Here is an 18,153-nt window from a genome sequence, read left to right as displayed (position 1 = left end):
CGCGTCCGCAAGTGCGGACACGGCGGGCTCAGGCCGTAGTGGCCAGGAACGGGAGGGAGCGGCTCTCGCTGACTGCCTGGCGCAGGCACTGGCGGGCTTCCGGCTCGCACGCGCCGCAGCAGTCCGAGCAACCGGTGCGGGCCTGGAGTTCGGCGAACGACTCGACGCCATCGGCCGCGGCGCGGCGAATGGCGTGGTCGGTGACGGCATTGCACATGCATATGTACATGGGTCGGCATTCGAATACGAATGCGAACGATTGTCAACCGCACAAATGTGAAGGCGTGTGCCCGGCGGTCTTACTCGCCGCCGCGGGCCAGCCTTTCCAGTTCGGCCTGTTGGGGGCAGGTGCCCACGGTAACCGAGCACACCGTTTCCACCGTGGGCGCGAACTGGCGCAGCGCGCGTTCGTAGACCTGGCGCTTGAAATTCACGACATGGTTGGCGGGGTACCAGAAGTCCACCCAACGCCAGAGGTCGAACTCGGGCTTCTCGCAGGCATCCAGGCGGAACGCATCCTCGGTGCATTTCAGGCGCAGCAGGAACCACACCTGTTTCTGGCCGATGCAGGTGGGCCGCTGATGGTGGCGCACGAAGCGGCTGGGTAGCCGGTAGCGCAGCCAGCCACGGGTTTCGGCCAGCACTTCCACGTGCTGGGCCAGCAGGCCGGTTTCTTCCTCCAGTTCACGGTACATGGCTTCCAGCGGGGTTTCGTCGCTGCGCATGCCGCCCTGGGGGAACTGCCAGCCGTCGCGGTTGACCCGGCGCGCCCAGAACAGGCGCCCGTCGCCATTGAGGAGGACGATGCCCACATTCGGTCGATAGCCATCAGCGTCGATCATCCGCCCTCCGCGAAACATGCCGCTCCCGCTCGATTCAACCACAGCGCGAGAAGACGGGGCAAGGCGCTACTTGAACGGAAGGCCGCCGCCGATTAAACTGCCCGGCCTTCGTGAGCCTAGCTTGCGAACGACCAGGTTCCACGGCTAGGTAGCTCAGCTGGTCAGAGCGCGGCACTCATAATGCTGAGGTCGGCGGTTCGAGCCCGCCTCTAGCCACCAGAAAAACAAAAAGGCCGCACCCCCGGGTGCGGCCTTTTTTTGTCGATCGCGCCGGCGAGCGCCTTCAGGCCGCCACGGTTCCCGTATCCGCGGTGTCGCCGGTCGTCCGGCGCCTGGGCCGGGCTGGCGTCGCGGCTGGCGCCTCCAGTACTGCCTTCGCCAGTTCCACCACGTTGTGCACGCGTAGCTTGGCCATCAGGTTGGCGCGATGCAGTTCCACCGTCTTCGGGCTGATCCGCAGTTCGCCGGCGATGACCTTGTTCAGCTTGCCGCCCATGATGCCGTCCAGTACCTGCGACTCGCGGGGCGTCAGTCCCAGGTCCTTGCGTTGGCTGGCAAGGGGAGGCGACATCGGTGCGGCGGGCTCGGTGGCGGGCAGGGGTGTCAGGTACACCGCCTGGAACGCCCCGCCCGATGCCTCCACATGCTGGCGTGTCACCCGGTAGCGGCGGGATGAGCCCTGGGCATCGTTGAACACGAATTCGTCGACGCCCCCCGCCGGCTGCAGGTGCTCGGCGACCCAGCGGGGCCCGGCACGGCCGCGACCCGCGCCGAACTCGAGGCGGAATGCGGCATTGACCATCACCGCGCGGCCGCCTCCGTGGCGCCAGACGATGCAGGGCAGTGGAAGGGCGGCAAACACTTCCTCGGCAAGACCGCACGGGTGCGGCCGGTCGAGCGAATCACGACCAAGGCACATCGATGCCTCCTTGTGAACGCGAAAAATCCCCCCGACGGTTCCCCCCGAATCCGTCGCACCTGTTACGACTGCAACCTTTTCGCAGCCGAATGTCCACGAATCAAAGCAGGTGAGCGCTGAAAATGCGAACTGCGTCGTGAAGGCGACACGCGGAAATCGTGCACCGCCACGCTCCGCTACACTAGGCAGCCACCCGCGATCGACCACGCCATGCGCATCTTCAAGTCGTTTACCCTCGAGGCGGCCCACCGCCTGCCGAATGTGCCGGAAGGCCACAAGTGCGCGCGCCTGCACGGGCATTCGTTCCGCGTGGAGCTGCATGTCGAGGGACCGGTGGACCCCACGCTCGGCTGGGTCATGGACTTCGGCGATCTGAAGGCCCGGTTCATGCCGATTTACGATCGGCTGGATCATCACTACCTCAACGACATCGAAGGCCTGGAAAACCCAACCAGCGAAAACCTCGCGCGGTGGATCTTCCAGCAGCTGCACCCGTCGGTGCCCGGCCTGGCCAAGGTCGTGGTGCATGAAACCTGCACGTCCGGCGCCGAATACACCGGCGACTGAGCAAAAACCTGTCGTCGCAACCATTCGTGGTTGCTGCGTTGCCGCATGCGGGTCTACACTCCGGCACCTCCCCGTTCCGCCGGACGCATGCGATGCCCCACGTAAACGGTTACGCCGATCTTGCCCGCCTCGTCGAGCAGGCCACGTCCGCGCAGGCTGTCGCCTGGCGCGGCATGGAACGCGTGGCCGACCTGCATCTGCAGGCCATGGAAGGTCACGCCCGGGCGGCATCCGGCCTGATGGCCGACGCGATGATCGCCACGGATGCGGCGGCGCTGCGCGCCATTTTCCTCCGCGGAGGCGACCTGCAACGGGAAAGCGTCGAACGCGCGGCGTCCGCCGCGGGCGGCATATTCGATGTGGCCGTGGAGACGGCTACCTCGCTCGGCGCGCTGGCAGGTCAGCCCGCCAGGGCCTGATCCACGCCGCCTCCCTCGTAACGACGCGACGGACCGTCGCGCCGACGGGTGGTTATTGGACTTTCGTCGCTTGTCCCGTCGTTTACGGCGCTGGTATACTTTTCCAGATTAAACCGTGGCCCATAGAACCAAGGTGCCGCCTTCGAGCGAAACCACGGGAGCCTCGCGTTGCTCAACAGTCTTGCCGCCGGTCGTCATCTCGCCTTGCGCGTCGTTATCGCGCAGTTCGTGGTGGCCGTTGTCGCGGGACTCGTGTTTCTACTGCAGGGGCGTGCCGCCGGTATGGCCGCATTTGCAGGGGCCCTGATCGTCGCTATCGCTACCGCGCTGCTTGCCGCGCGAGCTTTCAGCGCGCTGGGCGGAGGCGGAGCGATGTATGCCAGGCTCCTGGCGGGAACGATCCTTCGCTGGATCGTCCTCATCGGTGGCATGGCGCTCATTCTGGTCCAGTGGAAACTGCCATTCTTGCCCGCCCTGGTGGGCCTGGTGGCCGGTTTCACGGTCAACGTATTTGCATTCAGATTCAAGGGTTGAGGCATGGCGAGCGAACCGCAAGGCGGTCTGACCGAGTACATCCAGCACCACCTGGGCCACTTGACGGTGAATTTCAGCGCCGATCATTTCTGGTTCTGGAACCTGCGCGTCGACTCCCTCGTGGTGTCGTTCGTGCTGGGTGCCATCTTCTGCCTGTGGTTCTGGCTTTTTGCCCGTAAGGCCACCTCCGGTGTGCCCTCGAAGGGTCAGGCGCTGGTCGAGCTGGCCATCGAGTTCGTCGACACGCAGGTGAAGGACACCTTCCACGGCGACCGTCGCACGGTCACGCCGCTGGCGCTGTCCATCTTCATGTGGGTGTTCCTGATGAACGCCATGGACCTGCTGCCGGTGGATCTGGCCGGTTGGCTGGTGCACCTGTTCGCAGGCGCGGAGGTCGCCGAAAAAGTTCATTTCCGTGGTGTGCCAACGGCAGACATCAACACCACCGTCGGCCTTTCCGTCGCCGTGCTGTTCATCGTCATCGGCCACGGCATCAAGGCCAAGGGCGGTTTCGGTTTCGGCAAGGAAATGCTCACCGCGCCGTTCCACGCCCACAACCCGGTCGTGAAGCTGGTGCTGGTCATCCCCAACCTGCTTCTCAACGTCGTCGAAACCCTGTCGAAGCCCGTGTCGCTCGCGATGCGACTCTTCGGCAACATGTACGGTGGCGAATTGGTGTTCATGCTGATCGCCGGCCTGATGGTGAGCTGGATCGGCTTCGTGCCCGGCGTCGTGTTCAACACGGCGTGGGCGATCTTCCACATCCTGATCATCGCCCTGCAGGCGTTCATCTTCATGATGCTGACGATCGTCTACATCGCCACGGCGCGTGAACACCACTAACTCACCGCACCGACGTTCGACCCAAGTCCCCTTTCGTTTTTCGTTTCCACCCATTCGTCTTTCTTAGATATCCCAGGAGAACACCATGGAACTCACCGCACTCTTCGCACACGTGCAGGGCATGACCGCCATCGCCATCGGCGTGATCATCGGCCTCGGCGCGCTCGGCGCCTGCCTCGGCATCGCGATCATGGGCTCGAAGTTCCTCGAGTCGGCCGCGCGTCAGCCGGAACTGGTTCCGCTGCTGCAGGGCCGCATGTTCCTGCTCGCCGGCCTGATCGACGCCGCGTTCATCATCGGCCTCGCCATCGCGCTGCTGCTCGCCTTCTCCAACCCGCTGATCGGCGTCCTGCGCACCGCTGCCGGCGGCTAAGCAACACGCTCGTCTTCGTCGCTGCGGCCTGAAGGGCCGCAGCGACCGTCAGTACCCCTGCGTTCGGAGTCTTTGGAGAGATCATGGAAATCAACATGACCTTCCTGGGCCAGATGATCTCTTTTGCGATCCTGGTCTGGTTCACCACCAAGTTCATCTGGCCCCAGCTCAACGGTGCCATCGAAGAACGCCAGAAGAAGGTGGCCGAAGGGCTCGCCGCGGCGGAGCGCGCCCGCGCCGAGCTGAAGGATGCCGACGCCAAGGTCGCCACCGAGATCAAGCAGGCCCGCGTGCAGTCGACGGACATCATCGACAAGGCTCAGCAGCAGGCCAACCAGATTCTCGAGAAGGCCCGCGCCGATGCGATCGAAGAGATCAACCGCCTGAAGGCTTCGGCCCAGGACGAGATCGCCTCGATGGCCCAGCGTGCCCGTGAACAGCTGCGCGAACAGGTCGGCGCCCTCGCCGTCCGCGGCGCGGAAAAAATCGTCCAGCGCGAAATCGATCCGGCGGCCCACAAGGCCCTGCTCGACCAGCTCGCTGCCGAGATCTGATCATGGCCCAGGCGCTCACCCTTGCCCGTCCCTACGCACGTGCCGCCTTCGAAGTGGCGCAGGCGTCAGGGTCGCTGGCCGATTGGTCGTCGGCACTGAACTTCGCGGCCCTGGTCGCGGCGGATCAGCGCGTCGCCGGCCTCGGCAACGATCCGCGCGTGTCGCCGGCCCAGCTGGTCGCGCTGCACCTGCCCGAGGGCATGGCGGCCGACACGCCGTTCGCGTCGTTCCTCGACGAACTGGCCGACAACCGCCGCATGGCGCTCCTGCCGGAAATCGCAGCGCTCTACGACGACTACAAGCGTGAGTCGGAGTCGACGTTGCGGGTCAAGGTCACGAGCGCGCTGGATCTCGACGCCGCCGAGGCGGACACGCTTCGCGCCTCGCTGAAGCGCCGCTTCAAGCGTGAGATCGAACTGGATACGCACGTCGATCCGGCGCTGCTCGGAGGTGTCGTCATCGACACCGGCGAGCAGGTCATCGACGGTTCGGCGCGCGGCCGCCTGCAGCGGCTGGCCAGCGCGCTGGCGCACTGATACGAGCTTCTCATACCACCGGGTGCCGCTCGTGCGGCGCAACCCAAGGAACCGACCATGTCCAGCACCACACTGAATCCGTCCGAGATCAGCGAGCTGATCAAGACCCGCATCGAGCAGTTCAAGCTCGGCGCCGAGGCACGCAACGAAGGCACGATCATCAGCGTGTCCGACGGTATCGTGCGCATCCACGGCCTGGCCGACGTGATGCAGGGCGAAATGATCGAACTGCCCAACGACACCTACGCCCTCGCGCTGAACCTCGAGCGCGACTCGGTCGGCGCCGTGGTGCTCGGTGAGTACCAGCACCTGCGCGAAGGCGATGCCGCCAAGACCACCGGCCGCATCCTCGAAGTGCCGGTCGGCCCGGGCCTGCTCGGCCGCGTCGTCGACGCGCTGGGCAACCCGATCGACGGCAAGGGCCCGATCGACGCCGTGGGCACCAGTCCGGTCGAGAAGGTCGCGCCGGGCGTCATCTGGCGCCAGTCGGTCGACCAGCCGATGCAGACGGGCTACAAGTCCATCGACTCGATGATCCCGATCGGCCGCGGCCAGCGCGAGCTGATCATCGGCGACCGCCAGACGGGCAAGACCGCCGTGGCCATCGACGCGATCATCAACCAGAAAGACTCGGGCATTAAGTGCATCTACGTCGCCATCGGCCAGAAGCGCAGCTCCATCGCCAACGTCGTGCGCAAGCTCGAGCAGAACGGCGCACTGGCCAACACCATCGTGGTGGTGGCTTCGGCGTCCGAAGCCGCCGCCCTGCAGTACGTCGCGCCGTACTCCGGCTGCGCCATGGGCGAGTACTTCCGTGACCGCGGCGAAGACGCGCTCATCGTGTACGACGACCTCTCCAAGCAGGCCGTGGCCTACCGTCAGATCTCGCTGCTGCTGAAGCGTCCGCCGGGTCGCGAAGCCTACCCCGGCGACGTCTTCTATCTCCACTCGCGCCTGCTCGAGCGCGCCTCGCGCGTCAGCGCCGAGTACGTGGAAAAGATGACCAACGGCGAAGTGACCGGCAAGACCGGCTCGCTCACCGCGCTGCCGATCATCGAGACCCAGGCCGGCGACGTCTCCGCGTTCGTTCCGACCAACGTCATCTCGATCACCGACGGCCAGATCTTCCTCGAGACCGATCTGTTCAACGCCGGTATCCGTCCGCCCGTCAACGCCGGTATCTCGGTGTCGCGCGTCGGTGGTGCCGCCCAGACCAAGATCATCAAGAAGCTGTCCGGCGGCGTGAAGCTGGCCCTCGCGCAGTACCGCGAGCTGGCTGCGTTCGCGCAGTTCGCCTCGGACCTGGACGCGGCGACCCGCGCCCAGCTCGATCGTGGCCAGCGCGTCACCGAGCTGATGAAGCAGGCGCAGTACTCGCCCCTGTCCATCGCCGAGCTCGGCGTGTCGGTCTACGCGGCCGAGAAGGGCTACCTCGACGACCTGCCGGTCAACAAGGTGCTGGCGTTCGAGAAGGGCCTGCATGCCTTCATGCGCCAGAACCACGGCGACCTGATGACGAAGATCGACGCCACCGGCGACTGGGACAAGGACATCGAGGCGACCTTCAAGTCGGCCGCCGACGAGTTCAAGAAGACCGGTAGCTGGTAATGGCGTAGGGCGCCCAGCGTAAAGCGTCAGTTGCATGATGTAACTGACGCTTGAGCCGGCAAGCCGGCGCTCGCTCGGCGCTTTACCCTCCTAAGTTTTCACGTTTAACGCAACGGCGAGTACCCATGGCTAGCGGCCGCGAAATCAAAACCAAGATCAAGAGCACGCAGAACATGCGCAAGGTGACGCGTGCGCTCGAAATGGTCTCGGCGTCGAAGATCCGCAAGGCGCAGGACCTGATGAAGGCCTCGCGTCCGTATGCGCGTCTCATGCGCAAGGTGATCGCGCACGTGGCCCAGGCCAGCACGGACTTCACCCATCCGTTCCTCACCGAGCGGGAAAAAGTCGCGCGCGTGGGCTTCATCGTGGTGTCGACCGATCGCGGCCTCGCGGGCGGCCTCAACTCCAACCTGTTCCGTCGCACGCTGACCTCGATCCGCGAGTGGCAGGACAAGGGTGCCGAGATCGACGTGGTGGCCATCGGCCAGAAGGCCGTGCAGTTCTTCCGTCGCATCAAGGGCGTGAACCTGATCGGCTCGGCAACCCATCTCGGTGAGAAGCCCAAGCTCGAAGACGTCATCGGCGTGATCAAGGTCGTGCTCGACGGCTACAGCGACAACAAGCTCGACCGTGTCTTCCTGGTCTACAACGACTTCGTGAACACCATCGTGCAGAAGCCGACCATCGAGGCACTGCTGCCGGTGTCGCTGGTCGCGAAGGAACTGGAAAGCGCCGAAGGCGATGCCGCCAAGGGCGTCAAGGTCGAGCAGACGCACGACTGGGATTACATCTACGAACCCGATGCGCGCACGGTGCTCGAGCACCTGATGACGCGTTACATCGAGTCGGTGGTGTACCAGGCCACGCTGGAGAACCTCGCCAGCGAACACGCCGCGCGCATGGTCGCCATGAAGGCTGCTTCGGACAACGCCAACAAGGTCATCGGCGAACTGACGCTGGTCTACAACAAGGCGCGCCAGGCAGCGATCACCCAGGAAATCTCGGAGATCGTCGGCGGCGCCGCCGCGGTCTGATCCCAACGCTACACGCGATGGCGACGCACGGTGCGGCGCCCGAACCGAAACCTACTTAGATTCATCCGGAGCATTCCATGAGCCAGGGTAAAGTTGTTCAGATCATCGGCGCCGTCGTCGACGTCGAATTCCCGCGCGACCAGGTGCCGCAGGTATACGACGCACTGAAGATCGACGGTACCGAGATCACCCTCGAAGTGCAGCAGCAGCTCGGCGACGGCATCGTGCGCACCATCGCGCTCGGTTCCACCGACGGCCTGCGCCGCAACCTCATCGCCCGCAACACCGGCGAAGGCATCAAGGTGCCGGTCGGCTCGGCCACGCTCGGCCGCATCATGGACGTGCTGGGCAACCCGATCGACGAAGCCGGCCCGATCGGCGAAAAGGAACAGTGGGTCATCCACCGCGAGGCCCCGTCGTACGACGAGCAGGCCGCTGCCAACGAACTGCTGGAAACCGGCATCAAGGTCATCGACCTGATGTGCCCGTTCGCCAAGGGCGGCAAGGTCGGCCTGTTCGGCGGCGCCGGCGTGGGCAAGACGGTCAACATGATGGAGCTCATCAACAACATCGCCAAGGCGCACTCGGGTCTTTCCGTGTTCGCCGGCGTGGGTGAGCGTACCCGTGAGGGCAACGACTTTTACCACGAGATGAAGGATTCCAACGTCCTGGACAAGGTCGCGATGGTCTACGGCCAGATGAACGAGCCGCCGGGCAACCGCCTGCGCGTCGCGCTCACCGGCCTCACCATGGCCGAGTACTTCCGCGACGAGAAGGACGAAACGGGCAAGGGCAAGGACGTGCTGCTGTTCGTCGACAACATCTATCGCTACACGCTGGCCGGTACCGAGGTGTCCGCGCTGCTCGGCCGCATGCCGTCGGCCGTGGGTTACCAGCCGACGCTGGCCGAGGAAATGGGCGTCCTGCAGGAGCGCATCACCTCGACCAAGACCGGCTCGATCACGTCGATCCAGGCCGTCTACGTGCCCGCGGATGACCTGACCGATCCGTCGCCGGCCACCACCTTCGCGCATCTGGACGCCACCGTGACGCTGAGCCGCGACATCGCCTCGCTCGGCATCTACCCGGCCGTCGATCCGCTGGCCTCCAGCAGCCGCCAGCTCGACGCCTCGGTGATCGGCCAGGAGCACTACGACATCGCCCGTCGCGTGCAGGGCACGCTGCAGCGCTACAAGGAGCTGAAGGACATCATCGCCATCCTGGGCATGGACGAGCTGTCGCCGGAAGACAAGGCGTCGGTGTCGCGCGCGCGCAAGATCGAGCGCTTCTTCTCGCAGCCGTTCCACGTGGCCGAGGTCTTCACCGGCTCGCCGGGCAAGTACGTCGCGCTGAAGGAAACCATCCGCGGCTTCAAGATGATCCTCGACGGCGACCTCGACCACCTGCCGGAGCAGGCGTTCTACATGGTCGGCGGCATCGACGAAGCCATCAAGAAGGGCGAGGACATGGGTGCGAAGAAGGCCGCGTAAGCGACCTTCTCCTCCCACTCCCGACCAACGGAAGACAAACCCATGACCCACACCATCCGCGTCGACATCGTCAGCGCCGAAGCCGAGATCTATTCCGGCGAAGCCACGCTCGTGGTCGCCACCGGTGAACTCGGCGAGCTGGGTATCGCGCCGCGTCACGCGCCGCTGATCACCCGCCTGAAGCCGGGCCACGTGGACGTGGTCGGCACCAACGGCGACCGCCAGCAGTTCTACGTGTCCGGTGGCATCCTGGAAGTGCAGCCGCAGGTCGTGACGATCCTCGCCGATACGGCGGCTCGCGCCGCCGACCTCGACGAGGCCGCCGCGCTGAAGGCGAAGGAAGAAGCCGAGGCTGCCCTGTCCCAGCGCGGCCCGCAGATGGACGTCGCCGAGGCCCAGGCCAAGCTGGCCGAGGCCCTGGCGCAGCTGCAGGCGCTGGAGCGCATGCGCAAGACGCTCAAGCACTGAGCGACGACGCCCGTCGACCAAAGACCCCTCTTCGGAGGGGTTTTTTTTGGTTTTTCACGCATGACCGGCCTGTCCCGAAGCCTAAGCCGAAGCCAGAGCCCGTCGCTCGTAAGGCACGGCGAGGAGGCGCCGGGTGGTCACACTCTGCGCTCGGGCAGCGGCCGCAAGCGGCCGAACTCGCTCAGAGCGTAACCGCCCGACGCCTCCGCCCCGCTAACGCGCGAAGAACCTTTCTTTGGCGTAATCACTGTCTTCATCCGGAACTAACCCGCGCGGCGCAACACTGTCACGTCATTTCAAGGTGATTGCCCCATGCGCACCCGCTACCGCCGAAGCTTCTGGATCATCGGAGTGGCCGCCGTCGTGTTGATCGCGGCCCGCATTGCCTTGCCCTATGTCGTGCTCAACTACCTCAATCACCGTCTGGCCCATATGGGCGCGTACAGCGGTCGCATCGCGGATATCGACATCCACTTGTGGCGCGGTGCGTATTCCATCGACGAGATGTCCATCACCAAGGTGGACGGCAAGGTGCCGGTGCCGCTGTTCAAGACAGCCCGGGCGGATATCTCGCTGACCTGGAAGGCGCTGGTGCAGGGACACTTCCGCGGCAAGATCGATTTCTTCGACCCGGTGGTCAACTTCGTCGACGGTAAGTCCGAAGGCGAGAAGCAGACCGGCCAGGGCGTAGACTGGCGGGAGCAACTGCACGCGCTGGCACCGTTCCGCTTCGACGAGATCAACGTCTCCAACGGCACCATCACGTTCAACAACTTCGTATCCAGTCCCAAGGTCGACCTGAAGATGACCGACGTCAACGGTCAGGTGACCAATCTCACCAACGTCAAGCGCGAAGGTGGCGACCGCGTGGCGCACATGCACGCCACGGCGAAGGTGCTGGGCGATGCGCCGCTGGAGACCAGCGCGGAGATCGATCCCGTGGAGCGCCTGGGCGATTTCCACTATTCGATCTCGATCCGCAACATCAAGCTGGTCAAGGCGAACAGCCTGGCGCGTGCGTATTCCGGCCTCGATTTCGCCGGTGGCGAAGGCGACTTCGTGATGGAACTGCAGGCCAAGGACCGCAAGCTCACCGGCTATGCCAAGCCGCTGTTCCACGGCCTCAAGCTCTTCAGCTGGAAGCAGGACGTGGAGCAGGACAAGAAGGGACCGCTGAAGCTGGCTTACGAAGCGGCTGCCGAGGGCGTGGCCAAGATCTTCAAGAACCATGCGAAGGACCAGTTCGCGACGCGCGTGTCCATCTCCGGCAACATCGACGACAAGAGCGTATCCACGTCCGATGCCATCGTCGGCATCCTGCGCAACGCCTTCGTCGAGGCCTACAAGCCCAACCTCGAGAACCTGTCCAAACGGCCGGACGACAACTAGCCGACTTGGCACGGCCGGCCAAACGCGCGACAGTGCGGCCCTTGTATCCAGGCAGGCAACATCGCTCATGACCGCTACGCCCCTTCACGTCCTTGTCCTTGCTGCCGGCGAGGGCAAGCGGATGAAGTCCGCTTCCGCCAAGGTGCTGATGCCGCTGGCCGGTCGCCCCCTGCTGGCGCATGTCGTCGCTGCCGCCCGTGCGCTGGATCCGTCGAGCATCCATGTCGTCTACGGCCATAACGGCCAGCAGGTGCGCGACGCGTTCGCCGCCGATACGGCGCTGGGCTGGATCGAGCAGCGTGAGCGCCTCGGTACCGGGCACGCGGTGCGAATCGCGCTGGAGCACCTGGACGCCGCGGGCATCCTTGCAGGGCGTGTGTTGGTGCTCTACGGCGACGTGCCCCTGGTCCGGTCGGAAACGCTCGCGGCGCTGGTCGGCGCGCCCGGCGCCCTGGCCATGCTGGCCACGCGCCTGACCGATCCGCACGGTTATGGCCGCGTGGTGCTCGACGCCGACGGCCGGGTCACCCAGGTGGTCGAGGAAAAGGATGCCGACACCGCGCAGCGCGCGATCGACCGCGTCAACACGGGCATCGTCGCCGGTGACGCCGCGCGCCTGCTCGGCTGGACGCAAAGCCTCGGCAACGCCAACGCCCAAGGCGAGTACTACCTCACCGATGTCTTCGCCATGGCAGCCCGTCTCGGCATGCCGGCGGCGTGCGTGCCCTGCGATCCCGTCGAGGCGTCCGGTGCCAACGATCCGTGGCAGCTGGCCGGCCTGGAAGCCCTGCATCGCGAACGCGCGGCGCGCGAGCTGGCCCTGGCTGGCGTGCGCCTGGCCGATCCCGCGAGGTTGGACGTGCGCGGCACGGTACGTGCTGGCCGCGACGTGGAGATCGACGTCAACGTGATCCTCGAAGGTGAGGTGGTGCTCGGCGACGACGTCCGCATCGGCCCGTTCACGCGGCTGCGCAACGTCACGCTGGCGGCGGGCACGGTGGTGCTGGCGCACGGCGATCTCGACGGCGTGGTGACGCACGGTCCGTGCACCATCGGTCCATTCGCGCGCCTGCGACCGGGCACGGACCTGGCGGCCGGGGTGCATATCGGCAACTTCGTGGAGACCAAGAACGCGAAGATCGGCACGGGCTCCAAGGCCAATCACCTCAGTTACCTTGGCGACACCGTCATCGGCAGCGGCGTGAATATCGGCGCGGGCACGATCACCTGCAACTACGACGGCGTGAACAAGAGCCGCACCACCATCGAGGACGGGGTGTTCGTCGGCTCCAACAGCGCCCTGGTGGCGCCGGTGACGCTGCACGCGGGAGCGACGATCGGCGCCGGTTCCGTGATCACGAAGGACGCGCCGGCGAACACCCTGACGATCTCCCGCGCGCGGCAGACGGCCATCGAAGGCTGGGCACGGCCCACCAAGCGGTCCTGAGCGAAGGGGCGGCGCCGCACGCCGCCCCTTCGTCATCAAGCGTGGCGGTAACGCCAGCCGTCGATCTCCACCAGCAGCTCGGCACGGCAGATATCGCCGTGCACCAGCAGCAGCGGTGCGCCGGGCAGGCGTCGCGCGGCGAAGGCGCGCACCGCTGCTTCGTCGGCCGGATGCCGCACGTAGACCTTCAGCGGTGCCGACGCGCCGAGACCGGCGGGCATGCCCGCCGAATCCAGCAGGGCGTCGAGGTTGCGCAAGGTCTCCGCCAGCTGGGCATCGAGGTCGCCCGCATGGGCCGAGGCGTGCCCTACGACGGCAGCCGTGCCGGAGATCGCCAGCACGTCGTCGGCGGGCAGCAGGGTGGCCCGGGCGAAGCTGGGCGGCGTGCGGCCGTACTGGCGCGGGTATTGCCACGCGCTGACCTGGCGAGGGTTTTCCACCCGCGTGCCGGGCCTGTCGGTGGCCAGCAGGTACACCTGGAGCAGGCCGGGATCGTCGTGATGACCGATGGCGGAGGCCGCCGGAAAGCCCTGCGAGAAGGCATCGCCCATGCCACGTATGCGGCCGGTGCAGAAATGCTTGTAGCGCTCGTCGTCGCCGCCGCCCTGGTTGATGGCGCCGAGGTAGTTCCAGATGCGCTGCACGTGGCACTCGTCCGCCTGCCCGACAAAGTCGGATAGCAGCCCATAGGCATAGGCTGCGGCGCCTTCGGGGCCGCCGTGGTCGTTCTCATGGCACTGCACCGCGGCATACAGCCAGCCGCCGCCACGCGACCAGCGCAGGTCGCCCTGGCGGCCGGCCTCCACCGGGACGTCCACCTCCCAGGCTTCCATCGGCGCATCGCCCAGGGGGCTGAGCGCGACCCGCAGCCAGCGCGGATCGTCGCTGTGGCCGGCGTCGGGCCCGAAGCCGAACAGCGCCAGGGTATGCGGGCCCGGCGCGACCGGACCGTGGCGGTAGTGCACCCGTGGCGAGGGTGCGGCCGCGAGCGCCGGGCGCTCGCGCATTTCAGTGCCTTGGGGCATCGGATATTCCATAGAACGCGTTTCAGCGCATCATATCGCCCCGCAACGGGCGCGGAACGTGAACGGACAGGCTTGGCGCCTCGAACTGGCGTCGGCGAACGGCCCAGGGCGCTGTGGTAAACTCCGCGACCGCTGCCATCCGGGGGGAGGCAGGCATATCCAGGATCTGGAAAGACCACATGGCAACGCAAACCGCAGCACAGCACGAACTCGCCGAACTGATCGTCACGAGCCTCAACCTCGAGTCGGTGCAGCCGGCCGACATCGATCCGGATGCGCCGCTGTTCGGTGGCGACCTGGGTCTGGACTCCATCGATGCGCTCGAAATCGCGCTGGCCGTGTCCAAGCAGTACGGCTTCCAGCTGAAGTCCGACAACCCGGACAACCGCACCATTTTCACCAGCCTGCGTACGCTGTCCGATCACATCGAACAGCACCGCGCCGCGGCCTGAGCGTCGTTCCAGTGCGCACGGGATGGGTCGATCCTGCCCCGGCCGCCCACCGGAGATGCCAATGAGCGATGCCGCCGATCCCGCGTCCTGCGTGCGCACCCTGCGCTTCGACGCCAGCCACCCCAGCTTCGCGGGTCACTTCCCGGGGCAGCCCATCGTGGCCGGCGTCCTGCTGATCGAGGCTGCCGCGTCGGCGCTGCTCGCGTGGCGGGGATTGCCCGTGCGCCAGGTGGTCGACGCCAAGTTCCTCGCGCCCCTGCGGCCGGACGAGACGGCTGAGTTGGAGCTTGTCGCGCTCGACAGCGGGCGCTTCCGATTCACGGTGCGTCGCGGCACCGACATCCTCGTGCGCGGCACGCTGGAAGGCGCTGCATGAGCCACTGGCAGCAGCGTGAAGGCGGCGGCGTGGTGGCGATCTGGCTGATCCGGACGGTCGCGCTGGGCTTCGGGCGGCGTGTCGCCCGCCTGCTGCTGTATCCGATCGCCCTGTATTTTTTCCTCCGGCGAGCCGACGAACGCGCCGCCTCGCGTGCCTACCTGACCCGTGTCCTGGGGCGTCCGGTGCGGTCCCGTGACGTGTTCCACCATATCCACCTGTTCGCGGGCACCTTGCTGGACCGCTTGTTCTTCCTCGCCCGTGGCGAGCGCGACTTCCAGGTGGAGACCGAGGGTCTGCAGCACCTCGATCGCTGGATCGACGTGGGCCGCGGCGTCCTGCTCATCGGTTCGCACCAGGGCAGCTTCGAGGCGCTGCGTGCGCTCGGCGCACGGCGTCCCGACGTGCCGTTGCGCGTCGTGCTCGACAAGCAGAAAACCCCGGCACTCACCACGGTGCTCGAAGCGCTGGCGCCCGACGTCGGCGCCGCCGTGATCGACGCATCGCGCGGGGGTGCCTCGGTCGCGCTGGCCATGGCCGAAGGTGCGGCGCAGGGCGCGATGGTGGCCTTGCTGGCCGACCGCGGGCACCGCGATGAAGCCACTCGCAGGGTGCCCTTCCTCGGCACGCCGGCACCGTTCCCGGTGGGTCCGTGGCTGCTGGCCGCGGCACTGAAGATTCCGGTGGTGCTGTGCATGGGCATCTACCTGGGTGGCAACCGCTACCGGCTGATCTTCGAGCCGTTCTCCGACGGCATTGCCGTTCCGCGTGCGCAACGTGCCGCGGCGCTGGACGACATCATCGAGCACTATGTCCGGCGTGTGGAGCATTACGCGCGCACCTACCCGTTCAACTGGTTCAACTTCTACGACTTCTGGCAGGAAGCCGATGCCGCCGCCGGTGCGTCGGTGGCCCACGCCTCCGACGATGCCGCTCCTGTCGCTCACATCGCCGTCGCAGATGAAGCCGCGCCCGTCGCCCACGCGCCGGCCGCGTCTGGCCACTCCGTCACCGAGCCTCTTCGATGACCGCCGTGCTCGACAGGGCCGACTTCATCGATCTCATCCCGCACGCAGGCGACATGTGCCTGCTCGATGGCGTGCTGGCGTGGGATGCTGCGTCCATCCATGCGGTAAGCACCCGCCACGACCTCGAGACGCATCCCTTGCGTGGTGAGCGCGGTCTGCACGCGGTGCACCTGGCCGAGTACGGGGCGCAGGCGATGGCCGTGCACGGCGCACTGCTGGCGAAGGCACAGGGTCAGACCGAACCCAAGCCCGGCATGCTGGTCAGCCTGCGCGGCGTGCGACTGGCCGTCGACCGCATCGACACCCTGGCCGGTGCCCTCGACGTGCATGCCACCTGCCTGATCGCCGACGGCGCGGGCGCGCAATACACGTTCCGTATCGCGCACGATGGCGTGGAGATCGCGTCGGGACGAGCGGCGGTGATTCACCCGGGCGGGTGAGTCGCGAATCGCGCACAGCGTGCGCTCCTACAGCGCGATGGTGTAACGCGCACGACGTCCACGATAACCGTGCCCCGTTGTAGGAGCGCACGATGTGCGCGACATCTTTTCGCGATGACCTGCATGCTCACGCACCAGCCCGCACGCACGGCCTCAACACATGTCGCGCACAGCGTGCGCTCCTACGCGGCTTCGACCAGGGTGGGGAACAGTTCGGTGCGGGGGCCGTCGAGGTCGTGCAGGTGCGCGGCATCGTCCAGCACGGACGGATGATCGGCGGCAGCACGTTCCACGATGGCCGCCCCGAGCAGCCGCATCATGTGCACGTTGTCGCGCAGGCGGGCCGTCAGCGCTTCCGTATCGAGGGTGTCGTGCAGCGTGGCGTTCATCTGTGCAAACCATGCCAGCTCGCGCTGGTCGAGCATGGTCCGCGGATTCCGTCGTTCCGATACCGCGTGCCAGCGTTGGAAGAAGGCCTGCATGTCCGTGTTGAGTTGCGATGCGGCGGCCAGTTCCGGCCCCAGCGTGGCGATGAGCGCACTGTCGGCAAGGCGCTTCTGGAACACCAGTTGGCAAAGCACGCCCCAGTAATAGGCGTAATCCCAGATCACCTTGATCGGCAGCACCTCGGGGTCGCCGAACAGGTTGTACTGGCCGCGGTACATCGACAGCGTGTTCTCGTAGAACGAGAAGAACAGACGTTCGTAGAGTCGCGCGTGCGGCGCGAGGGGTTCGCCGCGGCGATCGAGTCCAACCAGTGCGGTGATGTAGGTGTTGGAGATGGCGATGAAATCGCTGCCGGGCGAATAGAACGGATCGAGGAAGGCGCCGGCTTCCCCGGTGAGCGCCCAGCGATCGGAGGAATACATGCGCGAGCAGCTATAGGAGAAGTTCCGGAAGAAGGCGAAGTCGAGCAGCTTGTCGCGTCGCTTTTCCACCTCTCGCGCCACCAGCGGCTGGTGCTCGTGCATCCAGGCGAGCGCACGGTCGAAATCGCGCATGCCCTCGATCGGATGCATGGTGGCATCCGCTACGATGCCGACGGAATGCGCGCCGGACGACAGCGGGATCAACCACAGCCAGTAACCCGGACCGCACAAATGGTTGGTCGAGCGCCAGCGCTCCGCGGGATCGCAACGCGCCTGCCATTCGGCGTCGCCGCACCAGTCGTCGATGGCCAGGCGGTCGTCGATGCGGAACCAGACCGCGTTGGCGTGATGCCCGTTGTCGCGCGTGAGTTCCAGCTTGCGGCGGATCATGCCTGCGCGGCCCGAGGCATCGAGCAGCCAGCGGGCCTCCGCCACATGGTCTTCGTCCTGGTGCCGGAAGCGCACGGTGTGCGGCTCGTCGGACGGGCCGATCTCGAAGCCGCGCACGACGGCGCCCGCGAGGAACACGATGCCGCGTCGGGTCGCTTCCTCGGCGAGGAAGTTCTCCAGGATGCCGCGGTCGATCTGGTAGCTCGGCGTCGGCAACACGGCGCGAACGCCCAGTTCCACCACGTCGGCGAGGTCGTCGCGCCCCTCGGAGAAGAAGAAGCGGAAGCCGAACTTGCGAATGTGTTCGGATTCCAGGTGCTCACGCAGGCCCAGCGTTTCCGCGAAGTAGTGCGCGGCGATCTCCACCGTGGACTCGCCCACCTTGTGTGCCGCCACCGGCAACGGATGCACGTTGCGTTCGAGCACCACGATGCGCATGTCGGGGTATTCGCCCTTCAGTTGCAGGGCCAGCGTCAGGCCGGCAAGGCCTCCACCGAGGATGATTGCGTCATGTGTCGTGCGATCCATCGTGGTGGCCTCTCGAGCGATG

The 18,153-nt window shown here is 66.2% G+C and carries 22 protein-coding genes and 1 tRNA gene; 18 read left to right on the top strand and 5 right to left on the bottom strand.

Annotated elements, in window-relative coordinates:
- Positions 1-28: 28 nt before the first annotated feature.
- Entirely contained in the window at positions 29-217 is a 189-nt protein-coding gene (locus tag ACVKN3_RS05925; RefSeq protein WP_441295031.1) for a (2Fe-2S)-binding protein, read from the bottom strand.
- An 82-nt stretch (positions 218-299) separates the two neighbouring features.
- Positions 300-842, bottom strand: a complete 543-nt coding sequence (locus ACVKN3_RS05920) for an RNA pyrophosphohydrolase (protein WP_285401853.1) — start codon at positions 840-842, stop codon at positions 300-302.
- 142 nt (positions 843-984) lie between these two features.
- Here ACVKN3_RS05920 and ACVKN3_RS05915 point away from each other — a divergent pair.
- A tRNA-Met gene (locus tag ACVKN3_RS05915) sits at positions 985-1,061 on the top strand.
- A gap of 64 nt (positions 1,062-1,125) precedes the next feature.
- Here ACVKN3_RS05915 and ACVKN3_RS05910 read toward each other — a convergent pair.
- Complete coding sequence (locus ACVKN3_RS05910; RefSeq protein ID WP_354513588.1) at positions 1,126-1,761, bottom strand: LuxR C-terminal-related transcriptional regulator; 636 nt, start codon at positions 1,759-1,761, stop codon at positions 1,126-1,128.
- A 210-nt stretch (positions 1,762-1,971) separates the two neighbouring features.
- Between ACVKN3_RS05910 and queD the strand changes: the two genes are divergently transcribed.
- The 13 genes from queD (at position 1,972) to glmU (ending at position 13,023) form a co-directional block, all read left to right on the top strand.
- A complete protein-coding gene (gene queD / locus ACVKN3_RS05905) occupies positions 1,972-2,328 on the top strand; it encodes a 6-carboxytetrahydropterin synthase QueD (RefSeq protein WP_354513590.1) in 357 nt (118 codons plus the stop codon).
- Positions 2,329-2,420: 92 nt separating this feature from the next.
- A complete protein-coding gene (locus ACVKN3_RS05900; protein WP_354513592.1) occupies positions 2,421-2,747 on the top strand; it encodes a hypothetical protein in 327 nt (108 codons plus the stop codon).
- Positions 2,748-2,915: 168 nt separating this feature from the next.
- Positions 2,916-3,281 (top strand): ATP synthase subunit I, encoded by a 366-nt coding sequence (locus ACVKN3_RS05895; RefSeq protein ID WP_036138367.1) that lies wholly within the window; start codon positions 2,916-2,918, stop codon positions 3,279-3,281.
- A gap of 3 nt (positions 3,282-3,284) precedes the next feature.
- A complete protein-coding gene (atpB, locus tag ACVKN3_RS05890) occupies positions 3,285-4,124 on the top strand; it encodes a F0F1 ATP synthase subunit A (protein ID WP_354513594.1) in 840 nt (279 codons plus the stop codon).
- An 85-nt stretch (positions 4,125-4,209) separates the two neighbouring features.
- Positions 4,210-4,497, top strand: coding sequence for a F0F1 ATP synthase subunit C (atpE, locus tag ACVKN3_RS05885; RefSeq protein WP_036109522.1), 288 nt, complete (start codon positions 4,210-4,212; stop codon positions 4,495-4,497).
- Positions 4,498-4,580: 83 nt separating this feature from the next.
- The gene (locus ACVKN3_RS05880) at positions 4,581-5,051 is read left to right on the top strand and encodes a F0F1 ATP synthase subunit B (protein WP_036109523.1); all 471 of its coding nucleotides are present in this window, start codon (positions 4,581-4,583) and stop codon (positions 5,049-5,051) included.
- 2 nt (positions 5,052-5,053) lie between these two features.
- A complete protein-coding gene (locus tag ACVKN3_RS05875) occupies positions 5,054-5,587 on the top strand; it encodes a F0F1 ATP synthase subunit delta (RefSeq protein WP_285401867.1) in 534 nt (177 codons plus the stop codon).
- A gap of 57 nt (positions 5,588-5,644) precedes the next feature.
- Positions 5,645-7,195, top strand: coding sequence for a F0F1 ATP synthase subunit alpha (gene atpA / locus ACVKN3_RS05870; protein WP_036138359.1), 1,551 nt, complete (start codon positions 5,645-5,647; stop codon positions 7,193-7,195).
- A 125-nt stretch (positions 7,196-7,320) separates the two neighbouring features.
- Entirely contained in the window at positions 7,321-8,229 is a 909-nt protein-coding gene (atpG, locus tag ACVKN3_RS05865) for a F0F1 ATP synthase subunit gamma (RefSeq protein WP_285401870.1), read from the top strand.
- Between the two features lie 77 nt (positions 8,230-8,306).
- Positions 8,307-9,719, top strand: coding sequence for a F0F1 ATP synthase subunit beta (gene atpD, locus ACVKN3_RS05860; protein ID WP_354513597.1), 1,413 nt, complete (start codon positions 8,307-8,309; stop codon positions 9,717-9,719).
- A 42-nt stretch (positions 9,720-9,761) separates the two neighbouring features.
- The gene (locus ACVKN3_RS05855) at positions 9,762-10,187 is read left to right on the top strand and encodes a F0F1 ATP synthase subunit epsilon (RefSeq protein WP_036138353.1); all 426 of its coding nucleotides are present in this window, start codon (positions 9,762-9,764) and stop codon (positions 10,185-10,187) included.
- A gap of 312 nt (positions 10,188-10,499) precedes the next feature.
- Positions 10,500-11,576, top strand: a complete 1,077-nt coding sequence (locus ACVKN3_RS05850; protein WP_285404339.1) for an AsmA family protein — start codon at positions 10,500-10,502, stop codon at positions 11,574-11,576.
- A gap of 67 nt (positions 11,577-11,643) precedes the next feature.
- Positions 11,644-13,023 carry a bifunctional UDP-N-acetylglucosamine diphosphorylase/glucosamine-1-phosphate N-acetyltransferase GlmU gene (glmU, locus tag ACVKN3_RS05845; protein WP_354513599.1) on the top strand — a complete coding sequence of 460 codons (1,380 nt, stop codon included), beginning with the start codon at positions 11,644-11,646 and terminating at the stop codon, positions 13,021-13,023.
- Positions 13,024-13,058: 35 nt separating this feature from the next.
- Here the strand turns inward: glmU and ACVKN3_RS05840 are convergent, their stop codons facing one another.
- Positions 13,059-14,048 (bottom strand): chorismate transformation enzyme, FkbO/Hyg5 family, encoded by a 990-nt coding sequence (locus ACVKN3_RS05840; protein ID WP_285404337.1) that lies wholly within the window; start codon positions 14,046-14,048, stop codon positions 13,059-13,061.
- 164 nt (positions 14,049-14,212) lie between these two features.
- On the opposite strand from ACVKN3_RS05840, the gene ACVKN3_RS05835 reads away from it, so the two are divergent.
- The 4 genes from ACVKN3_RS05835 (at position 14,213) to ACVKN3_RS05820 (ending at position 16,344) form a co-directional block, all read left to right on the top strand.
- On the top strand, positions 14,213-14,500 hold the full coding sequence (locus ACVKN3_RS05835; protein ID WP_285404353.1) for a phosphopantetheine-binding protein: 288 nt from the start codon (positions 14,213-14,215) through the stop codon (positions 14,498-14,500).
- A 61-nt stretch (positions 14,501-14,561) separates the two neighbouring features.
- A complete protein-coding gene (locus ACVKN3_RS05830) occupies positions 14,562-14,876 on the top strand; it encodes a hydroxymyristoyl-ACP dehydratase (RefSeq protein ID WP_285404336.1) in 315 nt (104 codons plus the stop codon).
- Complete coding sequence (locus ACVKN3_RS05825; protein WP_354513603.1) at positions 14,873-15,904, top strand: LpxL/LpxP family acyltransferase; 1,032 nt, start codon at positions 14,873-14,875, stop codon at positions 15,902-15,904. The genes ACVKN3_RS05830 and ACVKN3_RS05825 overlap by 4 nt, the downstream gene beginning before the upstream one ends.
- A 5-nt stretch (positions 15,905-15,909) precedes the next feature.
- Positions 15,910-16,344, top strand: a complete 435-nt coding sequence (locus ACVKN3_RS05820; protein ID WP_354514010.1) for an ApeP family dehydratase — start codon at positions 15,910-15,912, stop codon at positions 16,342-16,344.
- A 182-nt stretch (positions 16,345-16,526) separates the two neighbouring features.
- On the opposite strand, the gene ACVKN3_RS05815 is transcribed toward ACVKN3_RS05820, so the two are convergent.
- Positions 16,527-18,131 (bottom strand): NAD(P)/FAD-dependent oxidoreductase, encoded by a 1,605-nt coding sequence (locus ACVKN3_RS05815; RefSeq protein WP_354513605.1) that lies wholly within the window; start codon positions 18,129-18,131, stop codon positions 16,527-16,529.
- Positions 18,132-18,153 lie beyond the last annotated feature (22 nt).

This window comes from Luteibacter sp. PvP120 (assembly GCF_054055715.1).
This window is presented reverse-complemented; position numbering and strand designations above follow the sequence as displayed.

Excerpts from the sequence above, each read along its gene's own strand:
- ACVKN3_RS05925 (WP_441295031.1), bottom strand. The coding sequence starts at position 217 with ATGTGCAATGCCGTCACCGACCACGCCATTCGCCGCGCCGCGGCCGAT.
- ACVKN3_RS05920 (WP_285401853.1), bottom strand. The coding sequence starts at position 842 with ATGATCGACGCTGATGGCTATCGACCGAATGTGGGCATCGTCCTCCTC.
- ACVKN3_RS05910 (WP_354513588.1), bottom strand. The coding sequence starts at position 1,761 with ATGTGCCTTGGTCGTGATTCGCTCGACCGGCCGCACCCGTGCGGTCTT.
- queD (WP_354513590.1), top strand. The coding sequence starts at position 1,972 with ATGCGCATCTTCAAGTCGTTTACCCTCGAGGCGGCCCACCGCCTGCCG.
- ACVKN3_RS05900 (WP_354513592.1), top strand. The coding sequence starts at position 2,421 with ATGCCCCACGTAAACGGTTACGCCGATCTTGCCCGCCTCGTCGAGCAG.
- atpB (WP_354513594.1), top strand. The coding sequence starts at position 3,285 with ATGGCGAGCGAACCGCAAGGCGGTCTGACCGAGTACATCCAGCACCAC.
- atpE (WP_036109522.1), top strand. The coding sequence starts at position 4,210 with ATGGAACTCACCGCACTCTTCGCACACGTGCAGGGCATGACCGCCATC.
- ACVKN3_RS05880 (WP_036109523.1), top strand. The coding sequence starts at position 4,581 with ATGGAAATCAACATGACCTTCCTGGGCCAGATGATCTCTTTTGCGATC.
- ACVKN3_RS05875 (WP_285401867.1), top strand. The coding sequence starts at position 5,054 with ATGGCCCAGGCGCTCACCCTTGCCCGTCCCTACGCACGTGCCGCCTTC.
- atpA (WP_036138359.1), top strand. The coding sequence starts at position 5,645 with ATGTCCAGCACCACACTGAATCCGTCCGAGATCAGCGAGCTGATCAAG.
- atpG (WP_285401870.1), top strand. The coding sequence starts at position 7,321 with ATGGCTAGCGGCCGCGAAATCAAAACCAAGATCAAGAGCACGCAGAAC.
- atpD (WP_354513597.1), top strand. The coding sequence starts at position 8,307 with ATGAGCCAGGGTAAAGTTGTTCAGATCATCGGCGCCGTCGTCGACGTC.
- ACVKN3_RS05855 (WP_036138353.1), top strand. The coding sequence starts at position 9,762 with ATGACCCACACCATCCGCGTCGACATCGTCAGCGCCGAAGCCGAGATC.
- ACVKN3_RS05850 (WP_285404339.1), top strand. The coding sequence starts at position 10,500 with ATGCGCACCCGCTACCGCCGAAGCTTCTGGATCATCGGAGTGGCCGCC.
- glmU (WP_354513599.1), top strand. The coding sequence starts at position 11,644 with ATGACCGCTACGCCCCTTCACGTCCTTGTCCTTGCTGCCGGCGAGGGC.
- ACVKN3_RS05840 (WP_285404337.1), bottom strand. The coding sequence starts at position 14,048 with ATGCCCCAAGGCACTGAAATGCGCGAGCGCCCGGCGCTCGCGGCCGCA.
- ACVKN3_RS05830 (WP_285404336.1), top strand. The coding sequence starts at position 14,562 with ATGAGCGATGCCGCCGATCCCGCGTCCTGCGTGCGCACCCTGCGCTTC.
- ACVKN3_RS05825 (WP_354513603.1), top strand. The coding sequence starts at position 14,873 with ATGAGCCACTGGCAGCAGCGTGAAGGCGGCGGCGTGGTGGCGATCTGG.
- ACVKN3_RS05815 (WP_354513605.1), bottom strand. The coding sequence starts at position 18,131 with ATGGATCGCACGACACATGACGCAATCATCCTCGGTGGAGGCCTTGCC.